The following is a 15,825-nucleotide window of genomic DNA, read 5'->3' on the forward strand; positions in this document are numbered from 1 at the left end:
CTACACCGCTGCGAACGGCTCGGCAGGTCGCGTTCCTCCCTTTAATACCTGCTGTAGGTCAGCTTTACCTTGCCGTCCTCAACAGAGACGTTGGCACTCATGGAAACCGAGGTTGTGTCTGTTGCAGGCTTCCACTCGGCTGTTCCGAAACCGAATGAGGTATCCCTCTCGTAGCTGACTGTCGCTTTCCCGGGGGTCTGTGTACGAATACGCCACGGGGTAGACCCATATGGGTCCTTGCTTATGGTGAACGTGGGTTTCGACGTGAGTGTCCAGTGAAAGTTCCGGGAGTAGCGCGAGGAACTGTAGTTGTCGAGCGGGCAATTGGCCGGCTGGGCCTCGGTGGACTTCACACACTCGGCAAGATAGGCGTCGATCTGTGACATGGCTTCGGACTTCAGGGCGTCAGAGGCGTCCACTTTGAGGCTGGCGGTCGCGGGCGCCTGGGCGGCCCCGATGGTGACCAGCGCCGTGGACTTCTGAGCGGCCAGAAATTTTTCCGAGGAGGGCAGTTCAACGGTGTATTCGCCGGGCAAAGCAGGGTAGCTAAGGCCGGATGAGCCCATAGAGCTGCCCGCTAGGTCGACGTCGAGCTCTTGACCGTTGATTAGGACCTTCTTCAGCGGCGTGTCCGACGTGATGCGGACGCTCTGAAGAGGTGTGGACTCCATCTTCCAGTGATCGTCCAGGAGTTCAGGATTCGACTTGCGAAGGCTGTACGTCTCCTGCTTCTTACGGCCGTCCTGGTGTACCTCAGCCACCACCGTAGCCGTGTCATCGGCGACCTTCGTGGACACAATGTCGAAGCCGTCGATGCGCTTGGCAGCCTTGGCGTAGACCTGATCGGACAGCAGGACCCGTTGGTCGTTGGCCACGCCGGGATCGGCCAGTGCCATCGCCTTGGAAGCCTCGCCGTTCTGAAGTGCCTGTAGGTAGCTGCCCACGGCCTTATCAGGACCGTTGTTGCCCTTGATGACGTTGAGTGCGATGACTCCCCCGACCACCAGTACGACCACCAAACCGGCGGAGCCCAGCATGAGTCCAAGCTTGCGCTTCGTGCGGGCGGACATCGGCTCCCGGGGCGCCAGCGCAGGATGGGCTCCGGGGGCTGCACGGCCAACTGGGGCCCCGGCACCCGGTGCAGGGGCCGTGCCAGCCGGTGCAGCTGCTGCCGATTCGGAAGGAGCAATCTTGTAGGCCAGGGCCAGGGGAACATACCGGCTCAGCTGGGGCGCGAGATAGCGCGCTGATGCTTCTGTAGCGCCGCCCCAGAGCATCAGGAAGAACGGGGTAAACCATGCCAGCGTCATGCTGCCGGCACCGGACGCCAGTGACCCGGCGTCAAAGGTGCCGGTCACGCTGCTCAGCCACGTGACCAGCGCCCCGGCAACGAGGAATGCAGCAGGGAGCGCTGCCCAGTCAGTGACCTTGTTGGTCACCACGGGCCCCCGGCGCAAGTACCAGAAGACCGAGGTCGCCACGATTGAGATCAGCGCCAGGAGAAGCAGCAACCATCCGGCCCAGCCAGGGATGCCGTACTGGTCCAAGGCGTGCCCGAAGCCGAAGCTGATGTCGGAAGCGGAGGAATTCGCCGATGAGGCCACTGAGGAGCCCAAGTTCCAGTTGCGGGTGAGAGCACCCAGATGGCCCAGGCCGAACATGAAGAAGCCTGCCGTGGGTGCCCACAGCGGCGAGGAGAGGGTGGACTGCCACCCGGACTTGATGCCCAGGACAATCACAACCACCGGGATGGCGATGGCCAGAAAAACGACGTAATGCACCGCGACAGTCTCAAACGCCCGGCGGACCGCCGCACGGATACCGGCGCCTGTAATGGCGCGCGGGCGCACTGATGCCCGCCCTGCGAAAGTGGCGAGCGTTCCGATCACGAGCGCAAATACGAAGGACCCGAGGGTCACAGCGCCGATCGGGCTGATCTTCACGCTCGGCACCGGTATGGAAATGGCGAAGATCGCCCCGAGGATATTGACCAGCAGAGTGAACACCAGGCCCGTTGTTACTGCCTCGATCCAAGTTCCGGCGGTTGTTTGGGCTGCGGCCCGCTTGGCGGCGTACCGGCCGCCGAAGTACAGCACTGCGATCGAGACGGCCGTCAGCAGCAAGGGAACCGCGAAGACGGAAGCGGATCCGTGCACGTTCCCCATGAAGGGAATGGTTGCGTCGATGCTCGAACCAAGCGCGCCAAGCTGGCTCATGACGACCAGCTGCACGGCCAGCTGTCCTATCAGGGACCACGGTGACGGCATCGGGCTTTCACTGGGAAGCATGGAATTCGACGGCAATTCGGTATTGCCACCGTTGCTGGCGCTAATACCGATCAGTGCCAGAATTAGGAAAAGAAAGGCGGTGATGAGAATCACCACATACGAAATGGTGCCGACCAGGGCCCCGGGAATCAAAGTTTTATAGTCGAAAGTCTTCAGGAGACTGGAGCCCGGGGCCGCGCCCGACCCGGAATGGCCGGCGTTTCCTGCATTGCCGGCAGGCGGCCAGCCAGGTGTCTCAGTGGTCTGCCCGGATGACCCGGCCTGCGGATACTGCTGTTCAGTCACAAATTCCCCCAATTGTTCTTGTGCTTCTCAATCGTGCCACAGCCTGAATATTGTTGCGCGGTCAACCTCTGTGTTCTGTGGATTTCTTTGGCACGCACACTTTCAGGACATCGCCTGAATACTTGCTGAACTTTTTGCGAAGCCCAACCTATGAATTGCTTCCGTTGCATTTGCCGCCGCAGCCGGGGCCGTCGCGCCAGCGCTTCAAGCTCTGCACGTGGCGGAGGCGATGCATTCGGATCTCGAGCAGTTCGATCAACGCTTCAGTCCCCGTGTGCGCCTCCTGGATCCGACGGAGGAGGTGCCTTGGCCGGGCAGTCGCCCACACCACGGCGAACGTGAGGACTGACAGCAGCAGCATGGAGAGCACGCCGGGTACCCCTTCCGGCCATGGCAAAGCGGACCCGGGCAGCTGCGCCGCGAACCTCGCCGTGGCGGCAACCGCTGAACTGAAGGCTCCCGCCACGGCAATCAGGACCGTGGCGGCGCAAGGAATGAGGGCCAACAGGGGCACTGCGGCGGTCCCCAGCAGGGTCACAGGCGCAACCAGGGGCGCGGCCACCACGTTGGCCGGCAGGGCATATGTGGCGAACTGTGGCTGCAACAGGACGATGACGGGCCCGCACAGCAGCTGGGCGGACAGCGGGACGGCTACCGAAGCGGCCAGCCACCTCGGCACCACCACGGGAATCCAGTCGATGATCGGCCGGCCCAGGAGGATGATGCCCAGCGTAGCCAGCACTGATAGAAGAAAGCCGAAACTGGTGCCAAGTGCTGGATCTGACAGCAGGAGACCGATAACGGCCAGGCAGAGGAAGCTCAGCCCACGTCCCGAGCGTCCCCCGGCGAGGCTTGCAACCCCGATGGCTCCCATCAGGGCCGCACGCAGGACGCTGGCATCCGGACCCACAAGGACCACGAACAGCGCCAGCCCGGCAAGGGCCACTCCCGCAGCGGGCGCACGGGGCAATCGGAACCGCCGGCACAACACCAGCAAAGCCCCCAGCACCAGGCTGCAGTTTGCCCCGCTCACCGCGGTCAGGTGTGTCATGCCCACCGCTTTCATGGCGTTCCCCAATCCTTGGTCCAGGGCGCTGGTGTCTCCGGTGACCATTCCCGGCAGGAGACCGCGGGCGTCCGGCTCCAGGAAGGACGCAGCCGATACGAACCGGTCCCGAAGCTCCCGTGCAGCCTCCTGCAGGACTGGACCGGCCGTTGTCCGTGCGGGCGCAGTGGAGGCCGCGAGGCTTCCCGCTTCCGTGCGTCCCGGTTCGGCCGGCCGCAACGTGCCGGCCGCGCGCACCGTTTGTCCCGGGACCAACGAGCCCCAGTCCTGTCCGCCCATGACAACCAGCGGGGCATGCGTGCGAACTCGCGCCCCGCCGGTCGAGACTTCCTGGGTCACCACCGGCACCGACCATCGTTCCGCCGCTCCCCCTGGTCCCGTCACCGCCCGTGGACTTCCGGCTACCTCCACGATGGCCACGACCGACCTGCCTGCTGCGATCGCCTCTGCCAGGGGTCCGTCGAAGCGCTGAGCTGAGCCCGCCGCCGACTGCGCGGCAGCGGCAGCGGCAAGCATCAGGGAGACCCCGACAGCAGCCATGAAACTCCTGGCCCGGGCCTTCCGGCCTGGTGTGGCCCGCGGCCCTTGGACGGGTTCACGTGTTCCCCGGCGGCTGCCTCTGGCGGCGCCGGAAATGAACGCTGCCGCGGCGGCCGCCAAGACGGCGCACAGCAATCCCAGGGACGGAGGCGGCAACCAGATCCCGGCCACGGCGCCTCCCCACACCAGTGCTGCCGGAAGGGCGAGACGGAGATCGGTGCGGTGCCGGGGCGCAGTAACAGGAGAATCCGCCGCTGCCGGGGCGTCCGGCGCTTCCGCCGCGTGCTTGCGCACAAAGCCGGCGCACCATATCAGGCAGCCCTGGAGGAGCCGGCGTTGACGTGAACCAAGCGGAACCGTTCGTGAGTGTCCCGCGGTTCTTGAGGGTACCGGACCCTGCCCGTTCCCTGGCCGCCCGGGTGCTTCTCCCCGGACCGCTGACTCCACGAATTTGCTCCATGAGTTCTGCTGCGGGCCCCGGGCATGGCGGTCCTGCTCAGGCAATCCAGGCCCGGTGTCACCACCACGCGGCGCCATCTCAGACCGTCACCAGGGGCAGCAGGGACTCAAGCATCTTGGGCCCGACGCCATCCACCGCGTCCAGTTCCTCAACACTCTTGAAGGGGCCATGGTCTTTTCGCCAGTCGACGATCCGCTGCGCGAGCACGGGGCCGACCTTGGGAAGGGTGTCCAGTTCCGCCACACTTGCGGTGTTGAGGTTGATCTTCCCGCCGGGCTGGCCTGATCCGGCAACCGGACCGGCGGTGTCCGGGCCACCAGCGCTTCCTGTCCCTTGGGCGGACGGAAGCGGCTCCCCCACCTTCGGGACCTGGATCTTCTGTCCATCTTCCAGGACAAGTGCGAGATTGAGCCGGTCCACGTCAGCATCGGCTGCAGGACCGCCCGCTGCAACAATGGCGTCGTCAACGCGGCTGCCCTGCCGCAAACGGATGACCCCGGGGCTGCCCACGGCCCCGGTCACATGCACCACCACCTGGCCGCCGCCGGACACGGGCTCCCCCTGGGCCTGGCCGGAATCCGCTGGCGAGTCCGGGCGGCCCTCTGCTGCACCGGCAACCGGGTCCTTGGAGGACGCATGGATGCCACCGGAAATGCCTGTGCCGCCCAGTGGCAGGATTTCGGGGGCGCCGGCTCCCGCCTGCCACCAGAACCAGGCTCCGGCAGCCAACGCCAGCGCGGTGAGCAGCGCGGCAACGCGCAGTCCCATCCGCCACCGGAGTCGCAGGCCCACATCTTTCCTGCCATCCGCGGCGGCCCCCATGCCGGCCTCGTCCGGTTGTCCCGGGCCATGGTACTCAAAGCCACCCGGGCCCGGACCGTCCAGCAGGAGGCCCGGGCGTCCCCCGCCCAGCGTGGACTGGAGCCGGTCCCTCGCATGCCGCGCCTGCTGACCTGCTGCTCCAGCATCCCGGCGTGACATAGCTCCACCCTAGGTAGCCCTGCCACCGGTCGACAGGCAGCGAGGCTCCTATGTGGAAAGGCTGGCGCCGCCGGTTCCCCTGCCGACGATGACGGCAAGCACTCCGAGCCCGGCGTGGGCCGCAAGGACAGCGGGCAGGGCGCTGATCTGGGCAGGAGGGCAGTCGGGCAAAGCCGCTGCCAGCCTGGCAGCCAGGCCGTCCGCTTCCGCCTGGTTTCCAAAGTGGTGTACGGCCAGGCGCACGGTTTCTCCCGGGCGGGGCACCGCTTCTGCCGCAACGATCTCTTCCAGCCGGGCCACGGCTCGCGCCGCGGAACGCACGCGTTCCAGCGGAACGATCCTGCCGCCGTCGACCGCCAGGATGGGTTTGATGGCGAGCATGGTGCCCACCAGCGACGCTGCGGCGCCGATCCGGCCGCCGCGGCGCAACTGTTCCAGGCTGGGAACGTAGAAGTAGACCCTGGTCCGGGTTGCCTGGGCGTGGGCGGCCGCGGCGACGTCGGCGCAGCCTGCACCGGCTGCCGCGGCTGCGACTGCAGCTTGGACGGCCATTCCCTGGGCCATGCCGACAGTTTCCGTGTCCACCACCTCGACCGGGATTCCAACCCGTGCCGCAGCGAGCCTTGCGGCGTCCGCCGTACCGGAGAGTTCACCGGAGATGTGGACTGACACCACCGCCTCGAAGCCGCGCTGTTGGGCCGCGCGGTACGCCTGCTCGAACTGCCCGGGTGAAGGCCGGGACGTTTTGACGGCGGTTCCCGAAGCGAGGGCCACGGCGATGGTTTCCAGGATGTCGTCTTCGCCTTCGCCATAGATCTCCGCGCCCACCATGACGGGCATCGGCACCACGGTGAGGATTCCGTCGTGCGGAAGCCCCGCCAGATAGCTGGCCGGCAGGGCGGCTGCAGAGTCTGTGACGACGGCGGTGCGGACCGCGGCGCCGGGGCCCTGCCGCGTGGTCCCCGGACGGGCAGAGGGCCTGAGCGCCGAGAGCCGGGACCGTACCCATGGCCAGGCGGCGGCGTTACTGTCAGGCAAGGGGCCTCCTGGATACGGTGTCCGGCTCAGGCGGCACCGGCCGCCGGAAAATATCCGACGGCCGGTGGATACTGCGGGTGCAGCGGTCAGGCCGGAACGATGTTGACCAGCTTAGGCGCACGGACAATCACAGTCCGGATGCCGCGGCCGTCGAGGGCACGCTGGACATTTTCGGAGGCCAGGGCCAGCTCACGCAACTGGTCCTCGGAAACGTCCGGAGACACCTCCAGGCGGTCGCGCACCTTGCCCTGCACCTGGACAACGGCTGTGACCGTGTCCTGGACCAGGAGGGCGGGATCGTGTGCCGGCCAGCCCGCATTGGCCACCGATGCCGGGTGGCCCAGCAGGTTCCACATGTCCTCGGCCGTGTACGGGGCGAACAGGCTGAGGATCACGGCTACAGCCTCTGCGGCCTCCCGGACGGCCGGGTCCGCGGCGCCGGCCCCGGAATCGATGGTCTTGCGGGTGGCGTTGACCAGTTCCATCAGCTTGGCCACCACCACGTTGAACTTGTTGGCATCCAGCAGTTCGGCGGCGTCGGCAATGGTGCGGTGCGTTACCGAACGCAGGGCACGGTCACCGGCTGCGGCGTACACCCCGGGGTCGCTGGCAACATCCTGTGCGAGGCGCCAGGCGCGGGCCAGGAACTTGGCCGAACCCGACGGCGACACGTCGGCCCAGTCCACATCGTCCTCGGGCGGGGAGGCGAACACCATGGTCAGGCGGACGGCGTCCACACCGTACTTGTCCAGCTGTTCACCGAGGTCCACGCCGTTGCCCAAGGACTTGCTCATGGCCTTGCCGCCGTTGAGCACCTGCCCCTGGTTGAGGAGGGCACTGAACGGTTCGTCGGCGTCGATCATGCCCAGGTCGTAGATGACCTTGGTGAAGAACCGGGCATACAACAGGTGCAGGATGGCGTGCTCCACGCCGCCGACGTACTGGCCAACAGGCATCCAGTCGTTGATCTTCTGCGGGTCGAAGGGGCCCTCGGTGAACTGGGGCGAGACGAAGCGCAGGAAGTACCAGGACGAGTCCACGAAAGTGTCCATGGTGTCCGTGTCGCGCTTTGCCGGGCCGTGGCAGGAGGGGCACTCGACATTGACCCACGCTTCGGCAGCCGCCAGCGGGGACGTGCCCTTCGGCGACAGGTCCTCGCCACGGAGGTCGGACGGCAGCGTCACCGGCAGCTGCTCGTCCGGAACGGGCACTTCCCCGCAGGCCGGGCAGTGGATGATGGGGATCGGGGTGCCCCAGAACCGCTGGCGGCTCAGCAGCCAGTCGCGGAGCCGGAAGTTGACGAACTTCTCGCCAGTGCCCTGCTCTTCGAGGATCTTGATTGCGGCCGGGATGGCCTCGGCCTTGGGCAGCCCGTCCAGAGCCCCGGAATTGATCAGGGTGCCCTCGCCGGCAGTCGCCGTGCCGGACACGGCCGGATCCTCCTCGCCGGTGTCCAGGACCGCCCGGACAGGCAGGTCAAAGGTCTTGGCGAAGTCCAGGTCGCGCTGGTCGTGGGCGGGCACGGCCATGATCGCGCCGGTGCCGTAGTCGGCCAGGACGTAGTCTGCGGCCCAGACCGGGAGTTTCTCCCCGTTCAGCGGGTTGATGGCGTACCGGCCGGTGAAGACACCGGTTTTCTCCCGTTCCGTTGACTGCCGTTCTATTTCCGAGAGGGCCTTGACCTTCTCCCGGTAGTCCTCCAGGGCGGCGGCGTGTTCGTCGGTGACGAGTTCGACGGCGAGCGGCGCGTCAGCGGCCACCACGAAGAACGTTGCCCCGTACAGCGTGTCCGGACGGGTGGTGAAGACCGTGACGTCCTTGGCGGGCTTGCCGCCGTCGGCCTCGATCACGAAGGTGACGTGGGCGCCCTCGGACCGGCCGATCCAGTTCTTCTGCATGGCCAGCACGCGCTCGGGCCAGTGCCCGCGGAGCTCGTCCATGTCGTCCAGCAGCCGGTCGGCGTAGTCGGTGATCTTGAAGTACCACTGGTTCAGGGACTTCTTGGTGACGGTGGTGCCGCAGCGCTCGCAGGCACCGTTGACCACCTGTTCGTTGGCCAGCACGGTCTGGTCCTTGGGGCACCAGTTGACCGGCGAGTCCTTGCGGTAGGCCAGGCCGCGCTCGTAGAAGCGCTTGAACAGCCACTGCGTCCAGCGGTAATACTCGGGGTCGGACGTATGCAGGCGGCGCGACCAGTCGGCGGAGATCGCGTACCGCTTGAATGAGGCTGCCTGGGTGTCGATGTTGGCGTACGTCCACTCACTGGGGTGGGCGTTGCGCTTGATGGCGGCGTTCTCCGCGGGCAGGCCGAACGAGTCCCACCCGATCGGGTGCAGGACGTCGTAGCCCTTTTGGCGGAGGTAGCGGGCCACCACATCGCCCATGGCGAACGCTTCGGCGTGACCCATGTGCAGGTCGCCCGAGGGGTACGGGAACATGTCAAGCACGTAGCGGCGTTCCCGGGACCCGTCGTCCACCGGGGTGAAGACCTTGAGGTCCTCCCACACCTGGGGCCATTTGGCCTCCATGGCGGTGAAACTGTAGGTGCCCTCTTCGGGCCCTGCCGATACTGTTGCTGTTCCGGTCTCTGTCTCCGGCTGAACGCCCACTGCTGGCCTCTTCTATTCTTTTCGATCTTGTCCGATCAGGACGGGTCGCGCCTGATCCTTCGGTCCCCTGCTCCGGGCCCGCACTTCGTCCCAGACACACAAAAGCCCCTCACACGGAGGGGCTGCCGCTCGACAATCCGGGAGTCTGGCCGGGATGCCGGGCGGCTAGCTAAGAAGGAGGATCGCACGCATACCACCACTTTAGCGCACGGCTTGCCAGCGTTATGTAAGTCGCCACGAGCGGCTGAATCGGCCGGCCCGGAAATGCCGAACTGTTGAGGGGGCCCGGGAGCGGCTTCGGGCGTCCGCGAAGCGGGCGGGGCCCCCTCAACAGTGAAGGCATCGGCTCGTCGGCCTACTTCACGTCCTCGTCGACCCAGTCCATGGACTTGGTCACGGCCTTCTTCCAGAGGCGCAGCTGGCGCTCCTGCTCCGCCTTGTCCATTTGCGGCTCCCACCGCTTGTCCTCGGACCAGTTGGCGGACAGTTCGCCCAGGTCCTTCCAGAAGCCGACGGCGAGGCCGGCCGCGTAGGCGGCGCCCAGCGCCGTGGTTTCCACGACCTTGGGCCGGATCACCGGCACGCCCAGGATGTCGGCCTGGAACTGCATGAGGGCATCGTTGGCGACCATGCCGCCGTCGACCTTCAGCTCGCTCAGCGGCACGCCGGAGTCCGCGTTGACGGCGTCGAGCACTTCGCGGGTCTGGAACGCGGTGGCTTCCAGGGCAGCCCGGGCGATGTGGTTCTTGTTGACGAAGCGGGTCAGGCCGACGATCGCGCCACGTGCATCCGAGCGCCAGTAGGGAGCGAAGAGACCGGAAAACGCGGGGACGATGTACACGCCGCCGTTGTCCTTTACGGCCGCGGCCAGGGTCTCCACCTCCGGCGCGCTGCTGATCATGCCCAGGTTGTCCCGCAGCCACTGGATGAGGGAACCCGTGACGGCGATGGATCCTTCGAGGGCGTAGTGCGGCTTGGCGTCGCCGAGCTTATAGCCAACGGTGGTGAGAAGCCCGTTCTTGGAGTGGACGATCTCCTCGCCGGTGTTGAAGATCAGGAAGCAGCCGGTGCCGTAGGTGTTCTTGGCTTCGCCGGTGTCGAAGGCTGCCTGCCCGAAGGTTGCCGCCTGCTGGTCGCCCAGGATCCCTGCTACCGGCGTCTCGCGGAGCAGCTGGGATCCGTGGACCTCGCCGTAGACCTCGGAGGAGGACTTGATTTCCGGCATCATGCTGCGCGGCACGCCGAAGATGCCAAGGATTTCGTCATCCCACTGGAGGGTGTCAAGGTCCATGAACAGCGTGCGGGACGCGTTGGTGACATCGGTGACGTGGACGCCGCCGTCCACGCCGCCTGTCAGGTTCCACAGGACCCAGGCGTCGGTGTTGCCGAACACCAGGTCCCCGGCCTCTGCCTTTTCGCGGGCGCCGTCGACGTTGTCCAGGATCCATTTGATCTTGGTCCCGGAGAAGTAGGTTGCCAGCGGGAGCCCCACTTTTTGCTTGAACCGGTCTCCGCCGCCGTCCTTGGACAGTTCATCGACGATGTCCTGGGTGCGCGTGTCCTGCCACACGATGGCGTTGTAGACCGGCTTGCCGGTGGTCTTGTCCCACACCACGGCGGTTTCGCGCTGGTTGGTGATGCCGACGGCGGCAATATCGTGCCGTGTCAGGTTCGCCTTGGAAAGCGCGGAGCCGATGACCTCACGGGTGTTGTTCCAGATTTCCGTGGCGTCGTGCTCCACCCAGCCGGCTTGCGGGAAGATCTGTTCGTGTTCCATCTGGCCGGAGGAGACAATGGCGCCGCTGTGGTCGAAGATGATGGCGCGGGTGCTGGTGGTGCCCTGATCGATAGCGATTACGTACTGGTTCATGATGACGTCCTTGTCCGGTTTGTTGATCTGTCGGGTGGGTTCAGGATGCTGCTGTGACGATGATGGGGACAACGCGGGCCACGAGGCCACCGAGTGCGCCGCCGATCAAGGGTCCGACGACGGGCACCCAGGAGTAGGCCCAGTCGCTGGAGCCCTTGCCCTTAATGGGAAGCAATGCGTGGGCGATGCGGGGTCCAAGGTCCCTCGCGGGGTTGATGGCGTAGCCCGTCGGGCCGCCGAGGGAAACACCGATGCCTACCACGAGCAGGGCAACGGCGAGCGGGCCGAGCCCGGAGGGGGTTCCGCCGAGGGTCAGGATCACCAGCACCAGCACGAAGGTGCCAATGACCTCGGTAATGACGTTCCAGGGCGTGGACCGGATGGCCGGCCCGGTGGAAAACACGCCGAGCTTGCCGGCGGGCTCAGGTTCGTCGTCGAAGTGCTGCTTGTATGCCAGCCAGCAGACCACGGCGCCGAGGAACGCGCCCAGCATTTCGCCGCCAAAGTAGGTCAGGGTGGAGGCGAAATCCACGGTGACTCCCGGAGCGTACTCGGCTTTGCCGTTAAGCAACAGGCCGAGCGTGACGGCGGGATTCAGGTGCGCGCCCGACTTGGCGGCAACGAAGACACCCGCGAAGACGGCTATTCCCCACCCCCATGTGACCATGAGGAACCCGCCGTTGTTGCCTTTTGTTCCCCGCAAAGCCACGTTGGCAACGACGCCGCAACCCAAGAGGGTCAGCATGCCGGTACCAAAGACTTCGGAGAGGAAAACTATTCCTAGAGACATCTTTGACTCCTTCTGTTTTTAGTTGTCGGCCCTCCGCGGGTGGAGGGCCGTTGGGACGGGATGACTCGCTCCCCCGGCCCCGCCCGGCCTCAGGAGACCAGGCTGTGCGTTTCCACCCGGTGGAAACGCTGCAGCACGTCCTGGGCGTGCTTGATCTCTGCGGTCCGCGTCGCAGCGTCCCAATTGAGCGGTCCGGAGAGCACCTCGGCGAGCTCGTTGAGCAGCTCGCCGGTGACGAGTCCCCGGAAGGCCAGGGAGGTGCGCCGGATCAGGACATCCACCAGATGGCCCACCTGTTCGTGTGCCGCCATGTATTCCAGTTCCCGGACGCTGAGCTCACGGGTGGAACGCAGCGCCTGGTCAGGGGCGGCGTCGAGGTACCCGATCACTTCTTCGGCCCGCGTTCCGTAGCGGGTCAGCAGGCCCGCCGTGCGGTCCGCGTCCCGGCCGGCCGACATGTGCGCCTTGATCCACTGCTGGACGCCGTTATCGTCAGCGGGGAATCCGGCACCGCCGCCGATGGGCAGCTGCGCGGTTGAAACCTTGCGCTGCATGCCGAGTTCAGCGAGGACGTCGTTGGCGAGGTGCTCTGCGAGGGCGCGGAACGTTGTCCACTTGCCGCCTACCAGGCTCAGGACGACGGCGGAGCCCGCGTCCTGTCCGGAGGTGCGGCGTTCGATGCGGTAGTCGCGGGAGACGAAGCCGGGCTGGGTGGCGTCATGGCGTGGCAGGGGACGGACCCCGGAGAACGTATACACGATGTGTTCAGGTGTCACGTCGACCGAGGGAAAAACGTGCCCGATCAGGTCGAAGAAATACGCAATCTCGTCGTCGGTGCAGACGGCGTCTTCGGACATGTCGGCGTCGACGTCGGTAGTACCCACCAGGACCCGGTCACCCATCGGGTAGATCAGGACGATCCGGCCGTCAGTGTGCTCAAAGAAGATTTCGCGGCCCCGGCACGCGGCAAGGAGGCCCGGGTGGTCAAGCACGATGTGCGAGCCCTTGGTGCCGCCCATGAAGGATGACGCGGCACCCATGGCTCCATTGGTGAGGTCCACCCACGCGCCGGTGGTGTTTACGATGACGTCCGCCGTGAAATCGAACTCCTCGCCGGTGAGTTCGTCACGGAGCCGGACGGTGCTGCCCCGCCCGGTCCCCGGGTTGGGTGCCGGAGACATGGACTGCAGGGACAGGTAGTTGCTGGCACGCGCCGTGTTGCCCTGTGCGTTGTGGGCCTGCTCCGTCCCCGCGGGGCGGCCGGCCTTCACGCCGTCCTGCAGGACGTCGAGGGTGAGCCGCTCCGGGTTGTGCACGGAGGCATCAAAGTAGGTGGCAGTGTATTTGACGTCCGGACGGAGGGCAGGCAACTCCTTGAGGGCGGACTTGTGCGTGCGGAACTGGTGCCGAGGCACGGTGCCGCCGTCGCGGGAGAACGAATCGTAGAGGCTCAGCCCGACTTTGATAAGGAACGCACCGCGCTCCTTCGGCTTGCCCTGCTGCTTGTGGGTCAGGAAGCGCATAGGCGCGGACAGGATGCCCGAGAACGTGCTGAAGATGGGAATGGTGGTCTGCAGCGGCTTGACGTAATGCGGCGCGATCTTCAGCAGCCGGTTGCGTTCCACCACAGATTCGCGCACCAGGCGGAACTCGCCGTTTTCGAGGTAGCGGATCCCGCCGTGGATCATGTGCGAGGATGCGCCGCTGGCCCCCTGGCAGTAATCTCCGCGTTCCACGAGCGCGACGTCGACGCCCTGCAAAGCCAGGTCGCGGAACGTACCTACCCCGTTAATGCCGCCGCCCACCACGAGTACTTTGGCGTGCGGCCTGCGCCGGAGGCTGTGTACCGATGAGCGTTCGGCTCCGGCCCGGGGCGCGCCGGCAGACAGTTGGACAGTTGGTTCCTTGGGTCCCAAAACAAACTCCCTTGGGGCTTTGAGTGATGCGGCTGCCACCGTGGCGCGCCGCCGTTCTGCTCTATTGTTTGGAGATATGGAAAATGGAGTCAAGCACTATGCACAAACGTGCAGATGGGAAATGAGATGACTCTCTCCAGGGACGCAGATGCCCTCCGAGCTGCACAAATGTACTATCTGCAGGACCTCACCATGGATGCGATCGCACGCGAACTGCGTACCTCCCGGTCCACCGTTTCACGCCTCCTGTCCGCCGCCAGGGAATCGGGGCTGGTGCAGATCCAGATCCGCAATCCGCTCGATACCGGCCCGGAGTTGGAAGGCATGATCCGGCGCAGGTACAACCTTGACGTGCACGTTGTACCGGTCCTGGGGACGCTCAACGAAGCCGAAACCCTGGACCGCGTGGCCATGCAGGCCGCACGCACCATCGGTCCCCTGGTGGACTCCAATGCCATCATCGGCGTTGCCTGGGGATCCACCCTCAGCGCGGTCAGCCGGCACCTCACCCGGAAGATCACCCACGACAGCGTTATCGTCCAGCTCAACGGCGCAGGAAACATGCACACCACGGGCATTACCTACGCCAGCGACATCATGCGAAGGTTTGGCAGCGCCTACGGCGCACGGGTGGAGCAGTTTCCCGTCCCGGCCTTCTTCGACCACGCCGCCACCAAGACGGCCATGTGGAATGAACGCAGCGTGCAGCGCGTCCTGGAACTCCAGGCCAAGATGAGCATTGCCATCTTCGGTGTCGGTTCGGTGCACGCCGACTACCCCAGCCACGTCTACGCGGGCGGATACCTCGACGAGGAGGACCTGAACGCGCTGGCCAACTCGGACGTGGTGGGCGACGTAGCCACCGTGTTCTTCCGGGCCGACGGTTCCTCCAACGGGATCGTCCTGAACGAACGCTCCACCGGGCCGGCACTTGCCCAGTTGCGCCAGGTGCGCCGGAGGATCTGCGTGGTCTCAGGTGTCTCCAAGATCAACGGCCTCCGCGGGGCCTTGGCCGCGAGGCTGGCCACGGACCTGATCCTGGACGAAGCCACCGCCCGCCGGCTGGTCGATTACGAGGGCCTGACAAGCTGAAGTGGGTAGAGTCGTTTCCATGAGAACCTCACCCCGGCTCAGCCTGAACAACGGCGTGCTGATCGACCAGCTTGGCTTTGGGCTGTATAAGGTGCCGGCGGCGGACGCAGAAGGCCTGGTGGCCACGGCGCTCGCGGCAGGCTACCGCCACTTCGACACCGCGGCCATGTACGGAAACGAGACCGGCGTCGCGCGTGGCATCAGTTCCCAGCTTGGCGACGGAACCGGAAGCGGCGGGTCCGGGGAGCTGTCCCCTTCCCTGACCCGGGAGGACGTCTTCATCACCACCAAGGTCTGGAACGACCATCACGGCTACGACTCCACGCTGCGTGCCTTCGACGACTCCATGGTCAACCTGGGCCTGGACTACGTGGACATGTACCTGATCCATTGGCCATGCCCGCGGCGCGGGCTGTTCCCGGAAACGTACCGCGCACTGGAGACCCTCTACCGCGAAGGCCGCGTCCGCGCCATCGGCGTCAGCAACTTCCAGCCCGCCCACCTTGACCGGCTCCTGCAAAGCGCCGAAGTGGTTCCTGCCGTGAACCAGATCGAACTGCACCCCTGGCTGCAGCAGGAAGAACTGCGCAGCAAGCACGCTGACCTGGGTATCCGGACCGAAGCATGGAGCCCGCTGGGCCGCGGCCAGGTGCTTGCGGATCCGGTCATCGAAGCCTGCGCCGCCGAGCACGGCAGGACCCCGGCGCAGGTAATCCTGCGCTGGCACATGCAGCTGGGCAACATTGCCATCCCCAAGGCGAGTTCGGAGGCCCGCATCCGGGAGAACCTGGACGTCTTCGGGTTCGAGCTTTCCGAACGGGACCTGGCCGCGATTACTGCGTTGGACCGCGGGCAGCGCACCGGTTCGCATCCGGACAACGTCAACTAGG

The 15,825-nt window shown here is 65.9% G+C and carries 11 protein-coding genes; 2 read left to right on the plus strand and 9 right to left on the minus strand.

Annotated elements, in window-relative coordinates; all coding sequences use genetic code 11:
* Positions 1–41: 41 nt before the first annotated feature.
* The 9 genes from AC4EEV_RS01435 to AC4EEV_RS01475 form a co-directional block, all read right to left on the minus strand.
* Positions 42–2,573 (minus strand): hypothetical protein, encoded by a 2,532-nt coding sequence (locus AC4EEV_RS01435; RefSeq protein ID WP_491329982.1) that lies wholly within the window; start codon positions 2,571–2,573, stop codon positions 42–44.
* A complete protein-coding gene (locus AC4EEV_RS01440) occupies positions 2,570–2,773 on the minus strand; it encodes a hypothetical protein (RefSeq protein ID WP_491330926.1) in 204 nt (67 codons plus the stop codon). The genes AC4EEV_RS01435 and AC4EEV_RS01440 overlap by 4 nt, the downstream gene beginning before the upstream one ends.
* Positions 2,722–4,179, minus strand: coding sequence for a ComEC/Rec2 family competence protein (locus AC4EEV_RS01445; RefSeq protein ID WP_491329983.1), 1,458 nt, complete (start codon positions 4,177–4,179; stop codon positions 2,722–2,724). Before AC4EEV_RS01445 ends, AC4EEV_RS01440 begins: the two co-directional genes overlap by 52 nt.
* A 538-nt stretch (positions 4,180–4,717) precedes the next feature.
* Positions 4,718–5,620 (minus strand): helix-hairpin-helix domain-containing protein, encoded by a 903-nt coding sequence (locus tag AC4EEV_RS01450; protein ID WP_491329984.1) that lies wholly within the window; start codon positions 5,618–5,620, stop codon positions 4,718–4,720.
* A gap of 48 nt (positions 5,621–5,668) precedes the next feature.
* On the minus strand, positions 5,669–6,658 hold the full coding sequence (locus AC4EEV_RS01455) for a DegV family protein (protein ID WP_018761404.1): 990 nt from the start codon (positions 6,656–6,658) through the stop codon (positions 5,669–5,671).
* 86 nt (positions 6,659–6,744) lie between these two features.
* On the minus strand, positions 6,745–9,267 hold the full coding sequence (gene leuS / locus AC4EEV_RS01460; protein WP_491329985.1) for a leucine--tRNA ligase: 2,523 nt from the start codon (positions 9,265–9,267) through the stop codon (positions 6,745–6,747).
* Positions 9,268–9,622: 355 nt separating this feature from the next.
* On the minus strand, positions 9,623–11,137 hold the full coding sequence (gene glpK / locus AC4EEV_RS01465) for a glycerol kinase GlpK (protein WP_109044557.1): 1,515 nt from the start codon (positions 11,135–11,137) through the stop codon (positions 9,623–9,625).
* Between the two features lie 40 nt (positions 11,138–11,177).
* A complete protein-coding gene (locus AC4EEV_RS01470) occupies positions 11,178–11,927 on the minus strand; it encodes an MIP/aquaporin family protein (RefSeq protein WP_026264481.1) in 750 nt (249 codons plus the stop codon).
* 89 nt (positions 11,928–12,016) lie between these two features.
* A complete protein-coding gene (locus tag AC4EEV_RS01475; protein ID WP_491329986.1) occupies positions 12,017–13,843 on the minus strand; it encodes a glycerol-3-phosphate dehydrogenase/oxidase in 1,827 nt (608 codons plus the stop codon).
* 126 nt (positions 13,844–13,969) lie between these two features.
* Between AC4EEV_RS01475 and AC4EEV_RS01480 the strand changes: the two genes are divergently transcribed.
* Together AC4EEV_RS01480 and AC4EEV_RS01485 are read left to right on the plus strand one after the other, a co-directional pair.
* Entirely contained in the window at positions 13,970–14,935 is a 966-nt protein-coding gene (locus AC4EEV_RS01480) for a sugar-binding transcriptional regulator (RefSeq protein WP_026264485.1), read from the plus strand.
* A gap of 19 nt (positions 14,936–14,954) precedes the next feature.
* Positions 14,955–15,824: an aldo/keto reductase gene (locus AC4EEV_RS01485; RefSeq protein WP_109044556.1), complete on the plus strand. Its 870-nt coding sequence runs from the start codon at positions 14,955–14,957 to the stop codon at positions 15,822–15,824.
* The last annotated feature ends 1 nt before the right edge of the window (position 15,825 follow it).

This window comes from Pseudarthrobacter sp. MOO14 (assembly GCF_058267675.1).